This window comes from Paenibacillus sp. J5C2022 (genome assembly GCF_025567625.1).
Classification (GTDB): Bacteria; Bacillota; Bacilli; order Paenibacillales; family Paenibacillaceae; genus Pristimantibacillus.
The window spans coordinates 93761-112598 of the sequence record NZ_JAOQJC010000012.1 but is presented as its reverse complement, the minus strand read 5'-3'; the positions used below and the strand labels follow the sequence as shown (position 1 = coordinate 112598).

15 protein-coding genes are annotated in these 18838 nt (G+C 52.2%); 13 read left to right on the top strand and 2 right to left on the bottom strand.

Going from position 1 to position 18838, the window contains the following annotated elements; genetic code table 11:
* The first annotated feature begins 116 nt into the window (after positions 1-116).
* Positions 117-1757, top strand: coding sequence for a bacillithiol biosynthesis cysteine-adding enzyme BshC (bshC, locus tag M6D81_RS12225; RefSeq protein ID WP_262677184.1), 1641 nt, complete (start codon positions 117-119; stop codon positions 1755-1757).
* Positions 1758-1802: 45 nt separating this feature from the next.
* Positions 1803-3062 (top strand): adenosylhomocysteinase, encoded by a 1260-nt coding sequence (locus tag M6D81_RS12220; RefSeq protein ID WP_262677183.1) that lies wholly within the window; start codon positions 1803-1805, stop codon positions 3060-3062.
* Positions 3063-3187: 125 nt separating this feature from the next.
* On the opposite strand, the gene M6D81_RS12215 is transcribed toward M6D81_RS12220, so the two are convergent.
* Positions 3188-3964 (bottom strand): response regulator, encoded by a 777-nt coding sequence (locus tag M6D81_RS12215; protein WP_262677182.1) that lies wholly within the window; start codon positions 3962-3964, stop codon positions 3188-3190.
* A complete protein-coding gene (locus M6D81_RS12210; RefSeq protein ID WP_262677181.1) occupies positions 3939-5777 on the bottom strand; it encodes a sensor histidine kinase in 1839 nt (612 codons plus the stop codon). Before M6D81_RS12210 ends, M6D81_RS12215 begins: the two co-directional genes overlap by 26 nt.
* A gap of 68 nt (positions 5778-5845) precedes the next feature.
* On the opposite strand from M6D81_RS12210, the gene M6D81_RS12205 reads away from it, so the two are divergent.
* From M6D81_RS12205 to M6D81_RS12155, 11 genes are all read left to right on the top strand, one after another.
* Positions 5846-7189, top strand: coding sequence for an ABC transporter substrate-binding protein (locus M6D81_RS12205; protein WP_262677180.1), 1344 nt, complete (start codon positions 5846-5848; stop codon positions 7187-7189).
* A gap of 24 nt (positions 7190-7213) precedes the next feature.
* Positions 7214-8119, top strand: a complete 906-nt coding sequence (locus tag M6D81_RS12200) for a carbohydrate ABC transporter permease (protein ID WP_262677179.1) — start codon at positions 7214-7216, stop codon at positions 8117-8119.
* Position 8120: 1 nt separating this feature from the next.
* A complete protein-coding gene (locus tag M6D81_RS12195) occupies positions 8121-8966 on the top strand; it encodes a carbohydrate ABC transporter permease (RefSeq protein ID WP_262677178.1) in 846 nt (281 codons plus the stop codon).
* Between the two features lie 49 nt (positions 8967-9015).
* Positions 9016-10971, top strand: a complete 1956-nt coding sequence (locus M6D81_RS12190; protein ID WP_262677177.1) for a hypothetical protein — start codon at positions 9016-9018, stop codon at positions 10969-10971.
* Complete coding sequence (locus tag M6D81_RS12185) at positions 10971-11177, top strand: hypothetical protein (protein WP_262677176.1); 207 nt, start codon at positions 10971-10973, stop codon at positions 11175-11177. The genes M6D81_RS12190 and M6D81_RS12185 overlap by 1 nt, the downstream gene beginning before the upstream one ends.
* A 121-nt stretch (positions 11178-11298) precedes the next feature.
* Positions 11299-12432, top strand: a complete 1134-nt coding sequence (locus M6D81_RS12180) for a DUF4349 domain-containing protein (RefSeq protein WP_262677175.1) — start codon at positions 11299-11301, stop codon at positions 12430-12432.
* Between the two features lie 128 nt (positions 12433-12560).
* Positions 12561-12998, top strand: coding sequence for a division/cell wall cluster transcriptional repressor MraZ (gene mraZ / locus M6D81_RS12175; RefSeq protein ID WP_262677174.1), 438 nt, complete (start codon positions 12561-12563; stop codon positions 12996-12998).
* A 51-nt stretch (positions 12999-13049) separates the two neighbouring features.
* Entirely contained in the window at positions 13050-14015 is a 966-nt protein-coding gene (gene rsmH / locus M6D81_RS12170) for a 16S rRNA (cytosine(1402)-N(4))-methyltransferase RsmH (RefSeq protein ID WP_262677173.1), read from the top strand.
* Positions 14016-14423, top strand: coding sequence for a cell division protein FtsL (gene ftsL, locus M6D81_RS12165; protein WP_262677172.1), 408 nt, complete (start codon positions 14016-14018; stop codon positions 14421-14423).
* Between the two features lie 4 nt (positions 14424-14427).
* A complete protein-coding gene (locus tag M6D81_RS12160; RefSeq protein WP_262677171.1) occupies positions 14428-16770 on the top strand; it encodes a penicillin-binding transpeptidase domain-containing protein in 2343 nt (780 codons plus the stop codon).
* A 91-nt stretch (positions 16771-16861) separates the two neighbouring features.
* Positions 16862-18802 (top strand): stage V sporulation protein D, encoded by a 1941-nt coding sequence (locus tag M6D81_RS12155; RefSeq protein ID WP_262677170.1) that lies wholly within the window; start codon positions 16862-16864, stop codon positions 18800-18802.
* Positions 18803-18838 lie beyond the last annotated feature (36 nt).

Genomic DNA, 18838 nt, shown 5'->3' with positions numbered 1-18838 from the left:
ACGAGGCCGATTCAGGCGCGCTGCGGCGTCCTGACTCGGCCTTTAATTTTCGTGGCATATCCTGTACAATTATTCTGATGTTGTATCGGAATATATGTAGGGAGGTTTTAATTGTTATGCAAGCTGAACCCTATTCACTACCATCCTCCCAACCATTGACGGAGGCGTATATATCACGCAATGACCCGGGGGTCATGTCCTTGTACGGCTATCATGCCGGTGAGGCTGAAGATTGGAGCCGTCGGCATGCCGTCATTCAGAGGAAGGCGGGGCCAAGAGTCGATGCCGCGCTGTTGGCGGACGTTCTCCGGGCTTATCAACGGCGCATAGGATCGTCGGACAAGGTGCAATGCTCCATCGATGCGATCGCAGAGGGAGCGCCTGTCATCATCGGCGGCCAGCAAGCCGGGTTATGGACGGGGCCATTGCTCGTCGTACATAAGGCCGTATCCATTATTCGTTCGGCCGGCTATGCCAGCGAACAACTGGGCATCCCCGTGATTCCTGTATTCTGGATCGCGGGGGAAGACCACGATTGGGACGAAGCGAACCATGCGTATGTCGTGACAGCGGAGCAAGAGCTGGGCAAGCTGACGGCGGCTATGCCGGAGCGTGTCCGCACGTCGGTGAGCCGCACCATCATCGGGAGCGAGCAATGGGAGAGCTGGCTGGCGGAGCTGGAAGCGGCGCTGCCGGGGTCGGAATTCAAGCCGGGCATGATGGAAGAGCTTCGGCAACTGGCCGATCGCACGACATCGCTGTCCGATATGTTCGCCTGCTTGCTTCACCGCTTGTTCGGCCGATACGGTCTTGTACTGATCGATTCCGACGATGCCGGCTTGCGCAAGCTGGAAGCGCCCATGTTCCGGGAGTTGCTGGAGCGCAACGACGAGCTGGAAGAAGCGTTCCGCTCGACATCTGCACGTGTGAAGGAGCTCGGTTATCCGCTGCAGGCGGATGTGGCGGAAGGAAGTTCGGGACTGTTCTTGTTCCATCCCGACCGTGACGGGGAGCGGACGATGCTCTACAAGCGGGACGGATTGTTCGAGGACCGGAAGGGAAGCAGTTCCTGGAGCAAGGAGGAACTGATCGGACTGACGCATTCCCGACCGGAGCTGTTCAGCAACAATGTGCTGACCCGGCCGCTTATGCAGGAGTATCTGTTCCCCGTGCTCGGCACCGTGCTGGGGCCTGGCGAGATTGCATACTGGGGCGCGACGGGGGCTGCGTTCCGTCTGATGGAGATGGAGATGCCGATCATCGTCCCACGCATGTCCTACACGCTCGTCGAAGGAACCGTAGCGAAGCATATGGCGAAGTTCGAGCTGGACTTCGCAGATGTGATGGAACGCTTCCAGGAACGGAAGGAGCAATGGCTCAAGGAACAAGATGAGCTGTCGCTTCAGGAGCGATTCTCGGCAGTAAGCGACTCTTTCCAGAATATGTACCGCCCATTGCTGGAGCTTGCCGCATCCATTCAGCCCGGCCTGACGAAGCTGGGCGAGACGAATATGGCCAAGATCGTGGAACAGATCGCATTCATGGAATCTCGAACGCTGGATGCCCATCATAAGCGGTTCGAGGCGGCTATACGCCAGCTGGAGCGCATTCGACTGTCGATCAAGCCCGCCGACAAGCCACAGGAGAGAGTGCTGTCCATGATCGGCTATTGGAGCCGGTATGGCGAGTCCTGGCTGGAGGAGCTGATGGAGGCGGATTACCGTCTGACAGGCGGCCATGAGATTGTATATTTGTAAGTTGAATGTAATGTAACTGATATTAACCAGTGGAGGGATTGCAACATGAATGCATTGAACAACAGCATAATCGCGAATCCGGAGCTTGCGCCGGAAGGGCATCTGAAGATAGAGTGGGTACGCGCTCACATGCCTGTATTGAACAAAATCAGGGAGCAGTTCGAGAAAGAACAGCCGTTCAAAGGGTTGAAGGTGACGATCTCCCTTCATCTGGAGGCCAAAACCGCTTACTTGGCGAAGGTCGTTCAAGCCGGCGGTGCAGAAGTGACAATTACCGGCAGCAATCCGTTGTCAACGCAAGATGATGTGTGCGCGGCGCTGGTGGAGGACGGCATTACCGTCTTCGCGAAATACAATCCTAGCGACGAGGAATTCAAGGCTCTCAACATGAAGGCGCTGGAATGCAAGCCGGATCTGCTTATTGACGACGGCGGCGATCTGGTCACGCTGCTGCACTCGGAGTGCAAGGACATGGCGGTCAATCTTCGCGGCGGAGCAGAGGAGACGACGACGGGCATTCTTCGCCTGAAGGCGCTGGAGAAGGAAGGCGCGCTAGCGTTCCCGATGGTTGCGGTGAATGACGCATTCTGCAAATACTTGTTCGATAACCGCTACGGCACGGGACAATCGGTATTCGACGGCATCAATCGCACAACGAATCTGGTGGCGGCCGGCAAGACGGTCGTCGTCGTCGGTTATGGCTGGTGCGGCAAGGGTGTCGCTATGCGGGCCAAGGGGCTTGGGGCGAATGTCATCGTCACGGAGATCGATGCGATCAAAGCGGTGGAAGCTTACATGGACGGCTTCGCAGTCATGCCGATGCTGGAAGCGGCGAAGCTTGGCGACATGTTCATTACGGTAACGGGCAACCGCGATGTCATCCGCGGCGAGCATTACGAAGTAATGAAGAACGGCGCCATTCTGTCCAACGCCGGACACTTCGATGTGGAAGTGAACAAGGTGGAGCTGGCGGCAATGTCGACCGGCAAGCGCACCGTAAGACGCAATATTGAAGAATACCAGCTGAAGGACGGACGCAGCATCTATCTGCTCGCAGAGGGCAGACTCGTTAATCTGGCGGCCGGCGACGGCCACCCTGCGGAAATTATGGATATGACGTTCGCGCTGCAGGCGATGTCGCTGAAGTATGTGAACGATCAGTATGAATCCTTGGGCAAGGAAGTGATCAACGTTCCATACGAGCTTGACGAGCAAGTTGCCCGCATCAAGCTTGATGCGCTCGGCATGGGCATTGACAAGCTGACGCCGGAGCAAGCAGCTTATCTGGACAGCTGGGCGGAATAAGCTGCCGACATAGAGGAAGCCTGCATAAGCCGAATGGCATATGCAGGCTTCTGTGCGTCCCGGCGGGCTACTCTTGATATACGCCGTCTTGTTCATGCGACGGAACGGTATTCATGCAACGGAGGCTAGCCGCTACCTTCCATCCGATATCCTTTGACGATGTCGGAAGGGGCCATTCCGGTATGCTTTTTGAATAAAGTACTGAAGTAGGGAACATTGCGGTAGCCCACTTTCTCGGCAATTTCGTAGATGAGAAGACTGCCTTCCTGCAATAGTTCTTTGGCGCGCTCAATCCGAATTCGTGTAAGGTAATCTACGAATGTCTCTCCTGTCGCTTTGCGGAACAGATCGCCCAGATGGTTGCGCGACAGGTAAACATGGTTCGACAACTGATTCAGACTGATATCTTCCGCATAATGCTCATGCATATATTGAATCACATGCTCGATCGCATGCTTGTGCCTCGCATTTTCGGTCCAATCGCTGATGAATGGACGGGAAGAGTCTGCTGTATTTTGGCCGTTCCGATCGTGCAAGCTTTTGATCGTTTTGCCTAGCACTTCTTTGATGGTCTTCACCGTAACAGGTTTGGACAAATAATCATCCACTTTCAGTCTTAGAGCGGTGCGGGCATACTCGAAGTCGGAATAACCGCTAAGAATAAGGATGGCGCCTTCATATGCGCGACTGCGCAATTTCTCGATCATCTCAAGTCCATTCATGACGGGCATATAAATATCCGTAATGACAATATGAGGGTTAACACTGCTAATGAGCTGTAGCGCTTCTTGTCCGTCTATCGCTTCGCCCGCAAGCTCCGCATTCAGTTCTTGCCACGGGATGACTTTCTTCATCGTACGCAATGCGCCTCTGTTGTCATCGACGAGAACGACTTTCCACATCGTTTTCTCTCCTCGCTTCTTCAGGTTTCTTCCGCATAACGGGTATTGTGATACTTGCCTCAGTACCATTACCGGTATTATAAACGGATAGACGACCGCTTGCGCCGAAGTGGACATCCAGCCGTTCTTGCACATTGCGCAATCCATATCCTCCGGATTGGCCTGTTTTCTTGAGAGCATCGTCCATGCTTTCAGAAATTCCGACACCGTCATCTCTAATGAGGAACAGTAGTTTATTTTCCTTTTCGCAGGCGCTTATATGGATAGAACCTGCATCCTTGCCGTGAAACCCGTGAATGACAGCGTTTTCTACAAACGGCTGAAGGGTTAGCTTCGGCAAATAACAGTGGAGCACCGTCGCGGGCACATCGATGTGGAACGTAAGACTGCCTTCAGAGCGGATACTTTGGATTCCGACATAGCATTCAAGCAATACGAGCTCCTCGCGAACGGTTATATATGTTTCTCCATTGGATAAGCCGATTCGGAGCATTTTCCCGGTAAGCTCCAATATGCTGCTGATTTTGTCTTGTCCTTCTTCAATCGCCATCCAGTTGATTTGATCCAGCGTATTGTACAGGAAGTGAGGGTTGATCATCGATTGCAGTGCATCAAGCTCCACGGCCTTCTGCTTCCTGTATTGCTCCTCCAAAGAATGATAAAGTTCAATGATTCTGTAATTCATCTGCCGGTAACCGTTAAATAGCGCTCCGAATTCGTTCGTATAATCATGAAGCAGCTCTTTCTGAGTTTTGTGTACACCGATGGTGCCCATGGCTTGTAGCAGTCGTCGAATTGGTCGAGAAAGCTGCTTGGATAAATAGAAGGAGTATAGCAAAGCAAGCACGACAGCAGTCAGTCCGATGGCAGCCAATATTCCGGCTAATTTCAAGCTTCCCTCCGTCATTTGACGATAAGGGGTAAGCTCAACAAGGTACCAGTACGAATCAGGCAGTCTGTTCCATGACAAGATAACGTTTTCATTTATTTCGGAACCGGAATCGTTTCTCAAGAGCTTGACCCATTGCTTCTCTGTCTCGCTTGTCGTTGTCGGTGTGGTGGATAAAATGACATTGCCTTGAAAATCCCACAATTGACGCTTCAGCGATTGGTCTGAAGGTTCCCCTGTCATCGTCTTCAGCAGCTCGTCAGCATTGACATGTATCATAAGCACTCCTAAATAATCAGACATATTAGAGTAAAGCTTGCGGGAGAAGCTGACGACCTTTTTCTCGCTATAGGGATTCAGCAATAGATGCTCGCCAATCCAAGTGAAATCGGATGTTATTACATTGGCATACAAGGGATCTTCCGAAATTGTGCTCAGGTCTTTCAGGGAGACGGCGAAATCCTGAGAAGTCGTAGGCGGGTTGCTCATAAAGAGATCCACGGATTCGATTAAAAGCGAGCTGTAAGTCAGCTCGGCAAGCAGCTTCTCGCTGTCTTTTTTCATCACATGCCGTTCATAGCCGGTTTTCTCCGTACTGAGATATTGTTGCAATACTTTGCTTCTGGAAGCCACGAGTGAAGCTTGCTCTACCGCATCCAGCTGAATGGACAACTTTGTGCTTAATTCCTTTAACAGTAATCGTTGATAGTGCGAAGTGTTGCGAATCAGCTCGGCAGATGTGAAGAAGTAACTGACGATCATGACGGCGGCAAGCAATAGTGCCATGAAGCCGGTGAAGGACAAAAACATGACCTTTCCCAGCTTCCACTTTTTTATCGGGTTATACAATTCATTATGCTCCTCCTTCAGATGGACTTCCATCACTTTCAAAATATAAGGGAAAAAGTGAAAGTTTCTGTGCATGACTCGTATACCTGAGGGGAATGGCCATTTGCTAATATGATTATAGATGAACTTAAGGAGGATAAACAATGTTGAAAACGATTTCGAGAATGAAGAGAATTCCTGTAATTCCATTATTTTTGTTGTTGGCCTTGCTATGCGGTTGTACGAGTCAATCAACGCCGGGGAAGAACAATGAAGAGCCGGTTCCCACCGCCCCCGATGCTGAAGAGAACAATGAGACGGTAGAACTGCGCATGGCTTGGTGGGGCTCTCAAGACCGCCATGACCGAACATTGAAGGTAATTCAATTGTTTCAGGAAAAGTATCCCAATATCAAAATTACGCCTGAATTCAGCGGATGGAACGGTTACTGGGATAAGCTCGCAACGCAAGCGGCGGGCAAAAACCTTCCGGATATCATTCAAATGGACATGCAGTATTTATTTGAGTACTCGACAAGGGGGCTGCTGGAGGATTTAACCCCTTACGCAGAACAGAAAATATTAAATCTGGATGATGTGAAGGAGCAGTATTTAAGCGGGGGCAATGTTGCGGGGAAGCTGTATGCGATAAATATTGGAACTAACGCGGTTGCGCTTGCCATTGATTCTGCCATGTTTCAACAGGCGGGAGTCGAGATTCCTCAGCCGGGATATACCTGGGATGATTATGTCACGATGGCAACAGAGCTGAAGCAGCGGCTCGGTGACGCATTTTATGTGCAAGGATTGACCGGACCGCATGAATTTCGCGCCTACCTGAGAGGACATGGACAACATCTGTTCAATGAAGACGGGACGGGCTTAGGTTACGATGACGGCTTGCTGATCGATTTCTTTACGATATGGGACACTCTGCTGAAGGATGGCGTTATGCCTCCGCCTGAAGTTACAGCAGGCGTGAGCAATCTGGAGGATGAACTGATTGTACATAAAATGGCGCCTAACCATGTCACTTCCAGCAATGTAATTGTCGCGCTGACGAAAGCGGCGGGCAGACCGTTGCAGCTAGTCGTTCCTCCAATTGTGCCGGACGGAGAGAAGAGCTCCTATTTAAAGCCTGGAATGCTTCTGTCGGTAACGAGAGATGCGAAGCATAAAGAAGCATCAGCCCGGTTCATTGATTTCTTTACCAATTCGTTGGAAGCCAACGAAATATTGGCTGGTGAACGCGGAGTTCCGATCGCCGGAAAAGTCAGGGAGCATCTGTACCAGACACTGGATGAAACGGCGAAGCAAATGTTTGACTATTTGGACATGCTTGTTCCTTATGCCGGCAAAGTGCCCATTGACCCGCCTGGTACAGGCGCTGTTATGCAGGAATTCAATAATGTGTACGAAGCATTGAGTTATGGAGAATTGACACCGGAGAAAGCGGCGGCAGAATTCCGTAATCGTGCGGAAAGGGTGCTGGCGAAAAATAAGGGGTAGACGACGGGAGGGAGCATCTCAGTCATGAAAGGCGCAACAGCTGGAGTTTGGAGAAAAGGGCTGGCGGGATATGCTTTCATTTCTCCATGGCTTATTGGTTTTCTTGTATTCATAGTTGGTCCGATGATTGTGTCGCTATACTTCTCTTTTACGCATTATGACATGCTTTCAAGCCCGAGATGGGCAGGATTGAGCAATTATGTCACGATGTTCACGGAAGATGCGCGATATGTAAAGTCTTTGCTTGTCACCTTTCAATTTGTATTCATATCCGTTCCATTGAAACTGGTTTTCGCATTGCTGATCGCTCTTGCTTTCCAGTTGAAATTTAGAGGGGTAGGCCTCTATCGTACGATTTATTATATTCCGTCTATCGTTGGCGGGAGTGTTGCAGTTGCGGTGATGTGGAAGCAGTTATTCGGACTGAACGGTACAGTCAACGCGGTGCTGGATTGGTTCGGAATAAAAGGGACGAACTGGATCGCTAGTCCCGATTACGCGCTGTGGACGTTAATTTTGCTCATCATTTGGCAATTCGGTTCTCCTATGCTCATTTTTCTGGCGGGGTTGAAGCAAGTTCCAGTGGAGTTGTATGAAGCGGCGGAAGTGGATGGAGCAAGCTTATTATCGAAATTTGCCCGGATTACGCTTCCCATGTTGACACCTGTCATATTTTTTAATTTGATTATGCAATTGATAGGCGGCTTCATGACCTTTACCCAAAGTTTTCTTGTAACCAGCGGAGGACCTATGGATAAAACACTGTTTTATGCCGTTTACTTGTACGAGAAAGCGTTCGGCCGGTTTGAGATGGGGTATGCTTCGGCTATGGCCTGGATATTATTGCTCATTGTCGGAGCGTTCACTTTGTTCATCTTTAAAACCTCTTCAGGGTGGGTTCACTATGAATCCGAGGAAGGAGAGGGATAAGATGAGCAAGGCGTCGAAATGGCTGTCGTTTCATTTTCACCTAGCCTCCTTGGTGATCGGTTTCATTATGATCTATCCCATCCTATGGACCTTTGCAAGCTCATTGAAAGAGGAGGAAGAAATTTTTCGCCGTGCAACCTCGTTGTTGCCGAGATCATTTGATTGGCGAAATTACGCGGAGGGATGGGTCGGTTTCGGCAATCTCGGCTTTGATGCTTTTTTTCTGAATTCCGCTATAACCACAAGCTTGATCGTTGTGGGGACGTTAATCTCCTCGACCCTCGTAGCTTATGGATTTGCCAGAATGACGTTTCCGTTTCGCGCCTTTCTGTTCGGCTGTTTGCTTGTGACCATTATGCTGCCTAGTCAAGTGACGCTTATACCGCAGTACATTATTTTTCATCGATTAGGCTGGGTGAATACCTTTCTGCCGTTAATTGTACCCGCTTTTATTGGAGGTACGCCGTTTTTTATCTTTTTGACCATCCAGTTTATGAAAGGAATACCTCGTGAGCTGGATCATGCGGCACGGATTGACGGATGCGGGTCTCTAGGCATTTTTTTGCGGATTATATTGCCGCTCATGCGGCCAGTCATGACGACTGCTGCGATTTTTTCTTTCTACTGGGCTTGGGATGATTTCATGACACCGCTTATTTATTTGAATGATCCCAAGCTGTTCACGGTCTCGTTAGGCTTGAAGATGTTCTCGGACCCGTACTCCGTATCGGCTTGGGGACCGATGCTGGCTATGTCAACGTTGTCGCTTCTGCCCCAATTCATCATCTTTCTCTTTTTCCAGAGGTATCTGGTAGAGGGAATAGCGACTACCGGATTGAAAGGGTAGTCCCGCAATTGCTGCAGTCCCAAACTTAAGCTTAAAGGGAGGATTCAGGATGAACGATAAAGAGGAATACAAGTCGTCAACCGATCGCAACAATGCGAATAAAAATGAGAGCAGCCAAGGGATGGCTGTCATGAGTAGGAGAAAGCTGCTTGCTTCGCTCGGGGTAGCGGGTTTGACTGCGTTGACAGGTTCTGTCTGGGTAAATGCGGGAGCATCGGCGCAGGCCGGCAACAGGTCAGTTGCCGATGCGGTATATGGAGAACAGGATGTCAAGAAGAAGCAATTGCTGCTGGCTGAATCACTGCAGTATGTCACTTATACGATGTTCGGCGCTGTATTGGATGGGTTGCATAATGATACGGGAGCGATTGTAGCCGCCCATCAATTTGCCAATGCTCACGGTTATGAAATTCGGCAATGCGGCGGCGTTGCTTTTGTTGATGGCGCAACCGCTATCATTTGGCAAGTGAACGCACGCTATTCCGGCGGTTTTCGCTTTAAGGTCACTCACTTATCCGGAAAGCCGTTTCAGGTGCTGCCTGAATACGAGCAATATGAATTGGATCAGTCGCCATTCCAAATATCGGAGTTTTACAAGTATGCGACACGTATCCCGTCCTTGGCCCGTTATCGGAATCATTTTGTCGGCATCGTCGCTTTAGAAGAAACGGACTTGATCCGTACGGGAGGAGCGCCCCAGCGCAAGCGGTGTGCAACGGTCGTCAACGAAGAAGGGGATCTGGTCTATCCCCTTATCACGGGCTTTAACAGCTTTAGCTCCATCCGAATTTCGCCAATCAATGTGCCTAGAGTCACTATTGAAGGATTCGCCCTTGAAGTATCGGGCGCCGTATCCAGAGCGACTCCAGTGAGCATTCAAAGAAATCGGGTCACCTTCTTGTCTCCCCGATATATCGATGGCGGGACGACGCAGGAGGTGCCGATCCAGTCCTTGTTCAGTTGCGAATTTGTTTACGACTTCCAGTTGATTGATCCCGTATGCGACAAGGTTGGCGGCAACCGGATACCGTACAGCTATATGCTGAATTATTGGACATCAGCCAAAATATTGATTCAAGGGGTCAAGTCATTCGCGGGCTGGGCGCAAACGGACGGGAATTACACGCGGGATGTGGTTCATCGCGATTGTGTCATTGATCGTGCGGGCGGCCATTTTGCATGCTGGGACTTTACGTTTGACAATATTTCGACCAGCAGAAGCCGGGCGATCGAAATTACCGGGGGCGGCCGGCTGACGATTCGCAATTTGAAAACAACAGTGAACGATGCTTATGAGCCCATCAATATCCTTCAATTGCGAGGCGATTACGCTTGCGAATGGGACGGGGAGATTGACATGGAAGGCGTTACAATTGATGCCCGTTCCATCACGTCGGCGACTCAGGACAAGATGGTGAACGTGATTTCCGCGATTACGGATTCTTCTGTCGGAACGCATCATTTCGGGCGGCAGACATATTTGCCCAAATGTATTGCAATGAAAAACATTACCCTTATGTTGAATCCAGTATTGCAAAAACGCGTTACATTGCGTGCTCTTGCCATCGGTCATATTACGGCTATAGGGAGTCCCACCGTGTATCCAGAGCAAATCGTTATCGAACATTTGAATATTATCGATAGCAGAGCCGAGGTCGGTCATGCCATAAAAGCGGTTGAGCTGTTCGGCGGCCAAAAAATGCCCGATCAAAAACAGAGCTGTCGTCTGTCCATCTCAGGCGTACATAATAAGGATCCCAGAGAGTACGGGGCAAATCCTGCTACGGTGGGCATGGATACCGTTGATTTGAAGACGAACGATAATCTTCTGCTGAATGTAGCGCTATCCGACTGTGACTGGCTCAGGATGAAGGTTGCTGGTGGAGACGCAGAAGTGAATGCTACAGGGGTGAGGTTCGCCTATCTGAACGGTGACGAGGCTTGTCGTGTGCAAGCTTATGATTGCCGCTTCGCATCTACACGAATGGCCGGTCATTTAAACTGATGATAGCGGGCGGATTGCTGGAGAGCTATTTGAATGCGGACGGCTCCGGCTACGGCGTACTGGGCTATCCCAACAATCCAGAACAAAATGTCGTTGCGGTACGCGGAATGTTCGTTCAGAAAAATGCGGGCATAAGAGGAACCGTGCTGACAACGGCCAATTTGCAATCCGGTTATTTCGATACTGCTTATTACCAGTCGTTTTGATTTTTTCGGATATCGGTAACCTTTTCCTTCCAAAGGACGTCAAACATGTAAGACGGCGGGGCATACCATAAAGAAGAGACGTCTTAGCCGAGCTTATACCATGTGTCCAGGGGGGATATGTATGGCGGGGTTACAGAGAGAAGGAAATCGCAAAGGGAGCGCGTGGCTGGTCTTGTTGCTGGCAATTGCGCTTATAGCGTCATTGCTCGGGGGCTGCAGCGGCGAAGCGAACAACAATGCCGACTCCGGCAGTGCGTCGTCGGAGATGGCCGACATGAAGAATGTCGCCACATCTTACGATGCATCGGCCAGTACGAAAGTGAAAGCGGATACGGAGGCTGACCGAGAAGCTGGGGGCGAGGCTCAGAGCTCGGCGAATGGCGGAAATGCCGGAGGCGGCGGTGTTTTGTCAGGAACATCATCATCCGAACGCGACATGTTCAACGCGAAAATTATTTATACGGCTAATCTGGTGATGCAAGTGAAGGAGTTGGCCGCGGCCGCTGTGGAGCTGCGAAATCATATTCACATGAGCGACGGGTACATTCTTGAATTCAAGGATACTCGCCATGACGGAGAGATTGCGGCATCCTATACGATCAAAGTGCCAGCCGAGGGCTTCATGTCTTTCCTGGACCGTATCGCGGAGATTGACAATCTGTCCGTCGAGAAGAGCGTGTCCGGCAAGGACGTATCGGAGGAATATGTGGATCTGGAATCCCGGCTGAAGAGTCAATTGCTGGTGGAGGAACGATTGCTGTCGATGATGGAGAAAGCGACGAAGGCGGACGACTTGCTCAAGTTCTCCAATCAGCTGGCGGCGGTGCAGGAAATTATTGAAGGGATAAAAGGAAGACTGCGTTATCTGGACAACAACGTAGCCTTCTCTACGATTCATCTTCGCATCTATCAGAAGGATCAGAAGCTGGCAACAGCCGTTGCCGAAGAGGAGACGACGCTTGGAGGAAAGCTGAACGATGCGTTAACGGGCAGCACGAGCGCTCTGCTGAAGGTGCTGGAAGGCATTCTGATCGTACTGGTCGCCATCCTTCCTTTCCTGCCTATCGCAGCCTTGGTGATTGCCGTTGCATGGCTGGCGGGCAAACTCGGGGCACGGCGGAGAACCGGAGGCACGAAGGCTGCTCCGTCTATCGGCTACGGGTCAGTCATTGACGGGCGGGAGAGCCCGGCAGTTGCAGACCGCTCCAGCGAGCCGAACGGAGAAGACGGCGAGGAACCGGTTCAAAAAAATTAATGAGAGAAAATTATTTTGAAAATCCTGCTCATGGAGCAGGATTTTTATTTTAGGTGGCGAACTATTGTATCTGAGTGGGGGAAAGTGGGTAGAAGTGGAGATAAAGGGGGAAGGGGTGGAGCGGAATTATGTTTTTGGGCGAATATCAGCATAGCATCGACGAGAAAGGACGCCTGATTATTCCATCTAAATTCCGTGAAGCGCTCGGAACCTCGTTTATTGCCACTCGCGGCCTCGACAACTGCTTGTTTGTCTATCCCATGAGCGAATGGAGCATACTGGAGCAGAAGCTCAAGTCGCTGCCGCTCATGAAGTCCGACGCTCGGGCGTTCACGAGATTTTTCTTCTCCGGCGCGACGGAATGCGAGCTCGACAAACAGGGAAGGGTAAATATACCCGCCAATCTGCGCGAATATGCCAAGCTGGATAAGGAGTGCATGGTGCTCGGCGTATCCAGCCGCGTGGAAATATGGAGCAAGCCGGCATGGGAAGGCTACTACGAGCAATCTGAAGGTGCCTTCAACGAGATTGCCGAGAAGCTGGTCGATATGGATATTAATTTCTAGCAAGTGCAGGTGCAACTTAGAATGGGCATCAGGAATGGGAGGAACAAAGCATTGTTTCAGCACACGACAGTTTTGTTAGAAGAAGCGGTGGATGGACTCGCAATCCGTCCTTCCGGCATTTATGTGGATTGTACGCTTGGCGGAGCGGGGCACAGCGAGCTGATCGCTTCCCGGCTCGGCGACGGCGGCCGTCTTATCGCTTTCGATCAGGACGATTGGGCGCTGGACAATGCACGCAATAGATTATCGGCCTACATGGACAAGGTCACGCTGGTGAAGAGCAATTTCAGATATTTGGAACAGGAGCTTCGCCGTCTGGACTTGCCTATGAAGGACGGGGTGCCGCAAGTGGACGGCATACTGTTCGACCTTGGCGTGTCCAGTCCGCAGCTGGACGAAGCGGAGCGGGGCTTCAGCTACAATCATGATGCGCCGCTGGATATGCGCATGGACCGGGACGGAGACTTGACCGCCCACATCATCGTCAACAGCTGGGAAGAGCGGGATATTGCCCGCATTCTGGACCGGTACGGCGAAGAGCGCTTCGCCCGCAACATTGCGAGGAATATCGTTAAAGCCAGAGCGGTCGCGCCGATCGCGACGACCGGCGAGCTGGCGGAGCTGATCAAGTCTTCCATACCGGCAGCTACCAGAAGAACGGGGCCTCACCCCGCGAAGCGATCCTTCCAGGCGCTGCGCATCGCCGTCAACGACGAGCTGGGTGCTGAGGAGGATGCGCTGGAGCAGACAGTTCGCTGCTTGGCCCCGGGCGGAAGGGCCTCCGTCATCACGTTCCATTCGCTGGAGGACCGGATATGCAAGACCATCTTCGCCAAGTACGTCGAGAAGTGCACGTGCCCGCCGGACTTTCCGATGTGCGTGTGCAACAACAAGGGACAATTGACGCTAGTTAACCGCAAGCCGATCGGGCCAAGCGATATGGAGCTTGAGCACAATCCGCGGGCGCGGTCAGCTAAGCTGCGCATTGCAGAAAAAAGGAAAGAGGGGGATTTATAGGTGGCGTACGTCAATGGTAATCTGGCGCTGAAGCCGAAGCAAAAACCGCAAGAGAGACATGTCTATCGCGAGTCGAAACGAAAAGTCATTAAACGAAAATCATTGCCTGTCGGGGAGAAGCTGCTCTACTTGTTCACGGTAATTGTCTGTGTCGCAATCGCCAGCGTCATCATTTTTCGTTATGCGCAAATCTATGATATGAACCTTCAAAATAAGAGAGTCAGCACAGAGGCTCAAACGTTGAATACGGAAATAGCCGATCTGAAGCGTCAAGTGGAAATGCTTAGCGATCCCGAACGGATCAGGAAGCTGGCGGAGGAGCAAGGAATGGTCAGCATGCTGGAGGGCGGCATTACGATAAAGCGGGATGTCAATCTGTCAAAAACGGCTACGCAAGATAGGAAGTGATAGGATGGAGAAGCGAGTCAAATTGCGTACGTTGTTATTTGGAGGGGTAATGACCCTCCTTTTTCTTGTTTTAATTGGAAGAATCTATTACGTGCAAGTTGTCTCAGGAGCGGCTTGGTATGATATGGCGAAGGTGCGCTGGTCGGCCTCGGAGGAATTGAAAGCCAAGAGGGGAAGCATTACGGACAGGAACGGAAATATGCTGGCGATGGATACGATCGCATACAACATCTCCGTCAATCCCAAAATGATCGCCGGCCATGGCATCGAGCAGGAGGTAGTCGACGGCCTGCATGACATTCTGGGCATTTCCAAGGAAGCTCTTATGGCGTATGTGACTGCTCAGAATGCGGAGGGCGAGTATTACAGCCACCGGGAAATCCGCAAGGGAGGCTGGCAGATCGAGAAGGCGAAGGCCGATGAAATCTATCAGTTCCGCGACGAATTAATCGTTCAGCTGAGGAAAGAGAAAAAAACGCCGGATACCGGCATCTATCTTCAGGAAACGCTCAGGCGTTATTATCCGCGCCAGACGCTTGCCTCCCAGGTGGTGGGCTATATTAGTCTGGACGGCCAATATATGTCCGGCGTCGAAGCGTACTTCAATGACCGGCTGACCGGAGAAGACGGTTATATGAGGTATGAGAAGGACGGCAAGCGGGTGCAGCTCTCGAACGGAGAGGTGGACTACAAGCCGGCAAGGGACGGTCAGGACATTCAACTGACGATCGACAACGACATCCAGCACTATGTGGAAGAAGCACTGCGCGAAGTGATGGAGAAGTATTCGCCGAAGAGCGCTACGGCAATTGCCGCCGATCCTAAGACGATGGAAATATTGGCAATGGCCAATATGCCGGAATTCAATCCCAATGAGTTCTGGAAGAGCGACTACGCCAACTATTACAATCATGCCGTCGGTTCGCTGTACGAGCCCGGTTCCACCTTCAAAATTGTGACGCTTGCTTCCGCAATAGAAGAAGGGGTGTTCAATCCCAACGAAACGTATATGTCGGGCAGCATAACGGTGCCTGGCGAGCCAAGGCCGATCCGCGATCACAACCGGGTAGGCTGGGGCGAGATTACGTTCCTGGACGGACTTATTCATTCCAGCAATGTCGCGTTCGTTAAGCTGGGATTCGAGCGGCTGGGCAAGGACAAGCTGCGCGAGTACTTTACGAACTTCGGCTTCGGTCAGAAGACGGGCATTCAGATCGGCAACGAGCTGGCGGGTGATATTAGCTTCCACTATAACAGAGAGGTGGCGGACGCCACGTTCGGACAAGGGGTGGCGGTTACACCCATTCAGCAGGTGGCAGCGGTAGCGGCCGTTGCCAACGGCGGCAAGCTGATGCAGCCGCAGCTGGTGAAGAGCTTCAAGGACCCCATCACGAAGACGACGACCGTCATCGAGCCCCAAATGGTTCGTCAGGTGATCTCGGAGGAAAGCTCGCGCAAGACGAGCGAGTACCTGGAGCAGGTCGTATCGGATATGGAGAAGGGCACCGGCAGAAGAGCCCATATCGAAGGGTATCGCGTGGCCGGCAAAACGGGAACGGCGCAGAAGTGGGTCGATGGCGGATATTCCACAACGAAATTCCTGGTCTCCTTTATCGGATATGCGCCGGTGGAAGATCCGCAGATCGTGATCTACATCGCTGTGGACGAGCCGGCTCATTCATACATCGGCGGCGGCAGTGCGATTGCCGCTCCCGCCTTCCGTGAGATTATGCTGAAGAGCTTGCGCAAGCTGGACGTTCCGCCGAGCTATGAAGTACAGCAGGAAGAAGCAGTGATAGAGACGATGATCTCCGTCCCCAAGCTGACTGCGCTGAAGTTGTCGCAAGCGAAGGCGGAACTGAAGGCGAAGGAGATGGCGTACGAGGTAATCGGGGACGGAACGACCGTTCTGCAGCAAATTCCTGCAGCGGAATCCGTCGTGCATCCCAGCCAACGTGTCTATCTGATTACTGAGCAGAAGGATAAACTGTCGATACCTGACCTGACGGGGGTGTCCCTGCGCGATGCGATCGAGCTGACCTCGCTGATCGGCGTACGCCTCGTTCCGGAAGGAGGAGGTTATGTCGTATCGCAGGAGGTCGAGGAACAAGGCGATGAGCGTATCGTGAAGGTCAAGCTTTCACCGCCGCCGGGCTCGGAGGAATACCGTGACGCATCTGAAGAAGTATCAGAAGGGAGCGAAGCATCGTCTGCAGAGGAGGACAATTCCGGCCATACGCAAGACGATGAAGAAGATGCGGCGGAGTCGACAGCAGATAATGCCGATGCTCCCGGAGTGTCCGATGATGCCGGAATTGCCGATAATGCCGGTGAGGCGGAACAATAAGCTTGTTCTATCCCCCGCCTGTCCCGAATAGGCTTGGAATGAGCCGGTCTATGACCGTTTCGAAGCCGGGAAGCTGGAGGGGGATGATAGGATGAAGGTATCCAATGTGACGGTCAGGCGCCGTCTGTTCATTGTCTTGCTGGCGGGATGCGTGGCATTTCTGGCGCTTTGCTTGCGTCTGGCCTATATACAGCTGTGGCAGGGATCGGAGCTTGCCGAGAGAGCCGAGAACTCTTGGAGGCGGGATATCCCTTACGTTGCCAAGCGGGGAGAGATATGGGACAGAAACGGGGTTCAGCTGGCATACAATATAAGTACGCCGACGGTATGGGCCATTCCCGCGCAAGTGAAGAATCGCGAGGAGACAGCAGCAGCGCTTGCACCGCTGCTGGATATGACGAAGGAAGCTGTCCTTAAGCTGATAACGAAGAAGGAACTGATCATCAGAGTTGGCCCGGGAGGCCGCAAGATCACGATGGAGAAGGCGGATGAGATTCGCGATCTCGAGCTGCCGGGCATTGTGGTGGCGGAGGACAACAAGAGGTATTATCCGTACGGAAGCCTCGCTGCCCATCTGCTCGGCTTCACGGGCATTGACAACCAGGGGCTGACCGGGCTCGAGGCCAAATATGACAATGCCTTGCAAGGGACGCAAGGCAACGTGTCTTTCCTGTCCGATGCGGCAGGCAGACAAATGCCCAATTCGACAGATACGTATATAGAACCGCAGGAAGGGCTGACCTTGCAGCTGACGATTGATAAAGATATTCAGACCGTTATTGAACGCGAGCTGGACCAGGCGATGACGGGATTGCAGGCGGATAGCGCCATCGCTATTGCGATGAATCCCAATAACGGAGAAATATTGGGCATGTCGAGCAGACCGACGTATGTGCCGGATCGCTACCAGGAAGTGCCTTCGGAAGTGTACAACCGCAATCTGCCCGTATGGATGACTTACGAGCCGGGCTCCACATTCAAGATTATTACGCTTGCAGCTGCGCTGGAGGAAGGCAAGGTGGATCTGAACCATGATCGGTTCTTCGATCCCGGAGCGGTGGAAATCGGGGGCGCAAGACTCCGCTGCTGGAAGAAAGGCGGCCACGGCAGCCAGACGTTCCTGGAAGTAGTGGAGAACTCCTGCAATCCGGGCTTCGTGGCGCTGGGCAACCGGCTTGGCAAGGAGAGTCTGTTCCAGTACATCAAGAACTTCGGATTCGGCAGCAAGACGGGAATTGACATCAGCGGCGAGGGGAACGGCATTCTGTTCAAGCTGAATCAGGTAGGACCGGTAGAGCTGGCTACGACGGCGTTCGGCCAAGGCGTGTCCGTCACGCCGATCCAGCAGATTACGGCTGTGTCGGCGGCGATCAACGGAGGAACGCTTTACAAGCCTTACGTGGCCAAGTCCTGGATTAACAGGGAGTCGGGCGAGACGGTGAAGGTGACAGAGCCGGAAGCGGTGCGCACAGTTATATCGGAAGACACTTCCAGGAAGGTACGGGAAGCGCTGGAGAGCGTGGTGGCCAAAGGAACAGGGCGCAATGCCTTTATCGACGGTTATCGGGTAGGAGGCAAGACGGGAACGGCCCAGAAGGTTGTGAACGGACGCTATTCGCCCAACGAGCATATCGTATCGTTCATCGGCTTCGCACCGGCCGACGATCCGCAGATCGTCGTCTACGTAGCGGTGGACAATCCGCAAGGCATCCAGTTCGGCGGCGTGGTAGCCGCACCTATTGTCCGCAATATTATGGAAGATGCGCTGACGATCCTGAAGGTGCCGAGGCGCGAGGGGCAGATCGATCGCTTGTACAAATATGGCGAGACGCCCGTCGTCACCGTGCCGGATCTGATCGGCCGTTCGGTTGTGGAGCTGTATGAAGACCTGAACATGAACTTCAATCTGTCGTCTGCAGGTACGGGCAAGTATGTGATCCGTCAGGCGCCTGCCGCGGGAGCGCGGGTAGTACGCGGCTCGACGATCCGCATTTATCTTGGCGACGAAGATGATATATCGCACTCACATTGACTATACTTGTAGAGGCTGTGTTTTATTGCTTCCTTA

Bases quoted from the DNA above. Each gene is read 5' to 3' on its own strand.
- bshC (WP_262677184.1), top strand. From the start codon at position 117: ATGCAAGCTGAACCCTATTCACTACCATCCTCCCAACCATTGACGGAG.
- M6D81_RS12220 (WP_262677183.1), top strand. From the start codon at position 1,803: ATGAATGCATTGAACAACAGCATAATCGCGAATCCGGAGCTTGCGCCG.
- M6D81_RS12215 (WP_262677182.1), bottom strand. From the start codon at position 3,964: ATGTGGAAAGTCGTTCTCGTCGATGACAACAGAGGCGCATTGCGTACG.
- M6D81_RS12210 (WP_262677181.1), bottom strand. From the start codon at position 5,777: ATGCACAGAAACTTTCACTTTTTCCCTTATATTTTGAAAGTGATGGAA.
- M6D81_RS12205 (WP_262677180.1), top strand. From the start codon at position 5,846: ATGTTGAAAACGATTTCGAGAATGAAGAGAATTCCTGTAATTCCATTA.
- M6D81_RS12200 (WP_262677179.1), top strand. From the start codon at position 7,214: ATGAAAGGCGCAACAGCTGGAGTTTGGAGAAAAGGGCTGGCGGGATAT.
- M6D81_RS12195 (WP_262677178.1), top strand. From the start codon at position 8,121: ATGAGCAAGGCGTCGAAATGGCTGTCGTTTCATTTTCACCTAGCCTCC.
- M6D81_RS12190 (WP_262677177.1), top strand. From the start codon at position 9,016: ATGAACGATAAAGAGGAATACAAGTCGTCAACCGATCGCAACAATGCG.
- M6D81_RS12185 (WP_262677176.1), top strand. From the start codon at position 10,971: ATGATAGCGGGCGGATTGCTGGAGAGCTATTTGAATGCGGACGGCTCC.
- M6D81_RS12180 (WP_262677175.1), top strand. From the start codon at position 11,299: ATGGCGGGGTTACAGAGAGAAGGAAATCGCAAAGGGAGCGCGTGGCTG.
- mraZ (WP_262677174.1), top strand. From the start codon at position 12,561: ATGTTTTTGGGCGAATATCAGCATAGCATCGACGAGAAAGGACGCCTG.
- M6D81_RS12160 (WP_262677171.1), top strand. From the start codon at position 14,428: ATGGAGAAGCGAGTCAAATTGCGTACGTTGTTATTTGGAGGGGTAATG.
- M6D81_RS12155 (WP_262677170.1), top strand. From the start codon at position 16,862: ATGAAGGTATCCAATGTGACGGTCAGGCGCCGTCTGTTCATTGTCTTG.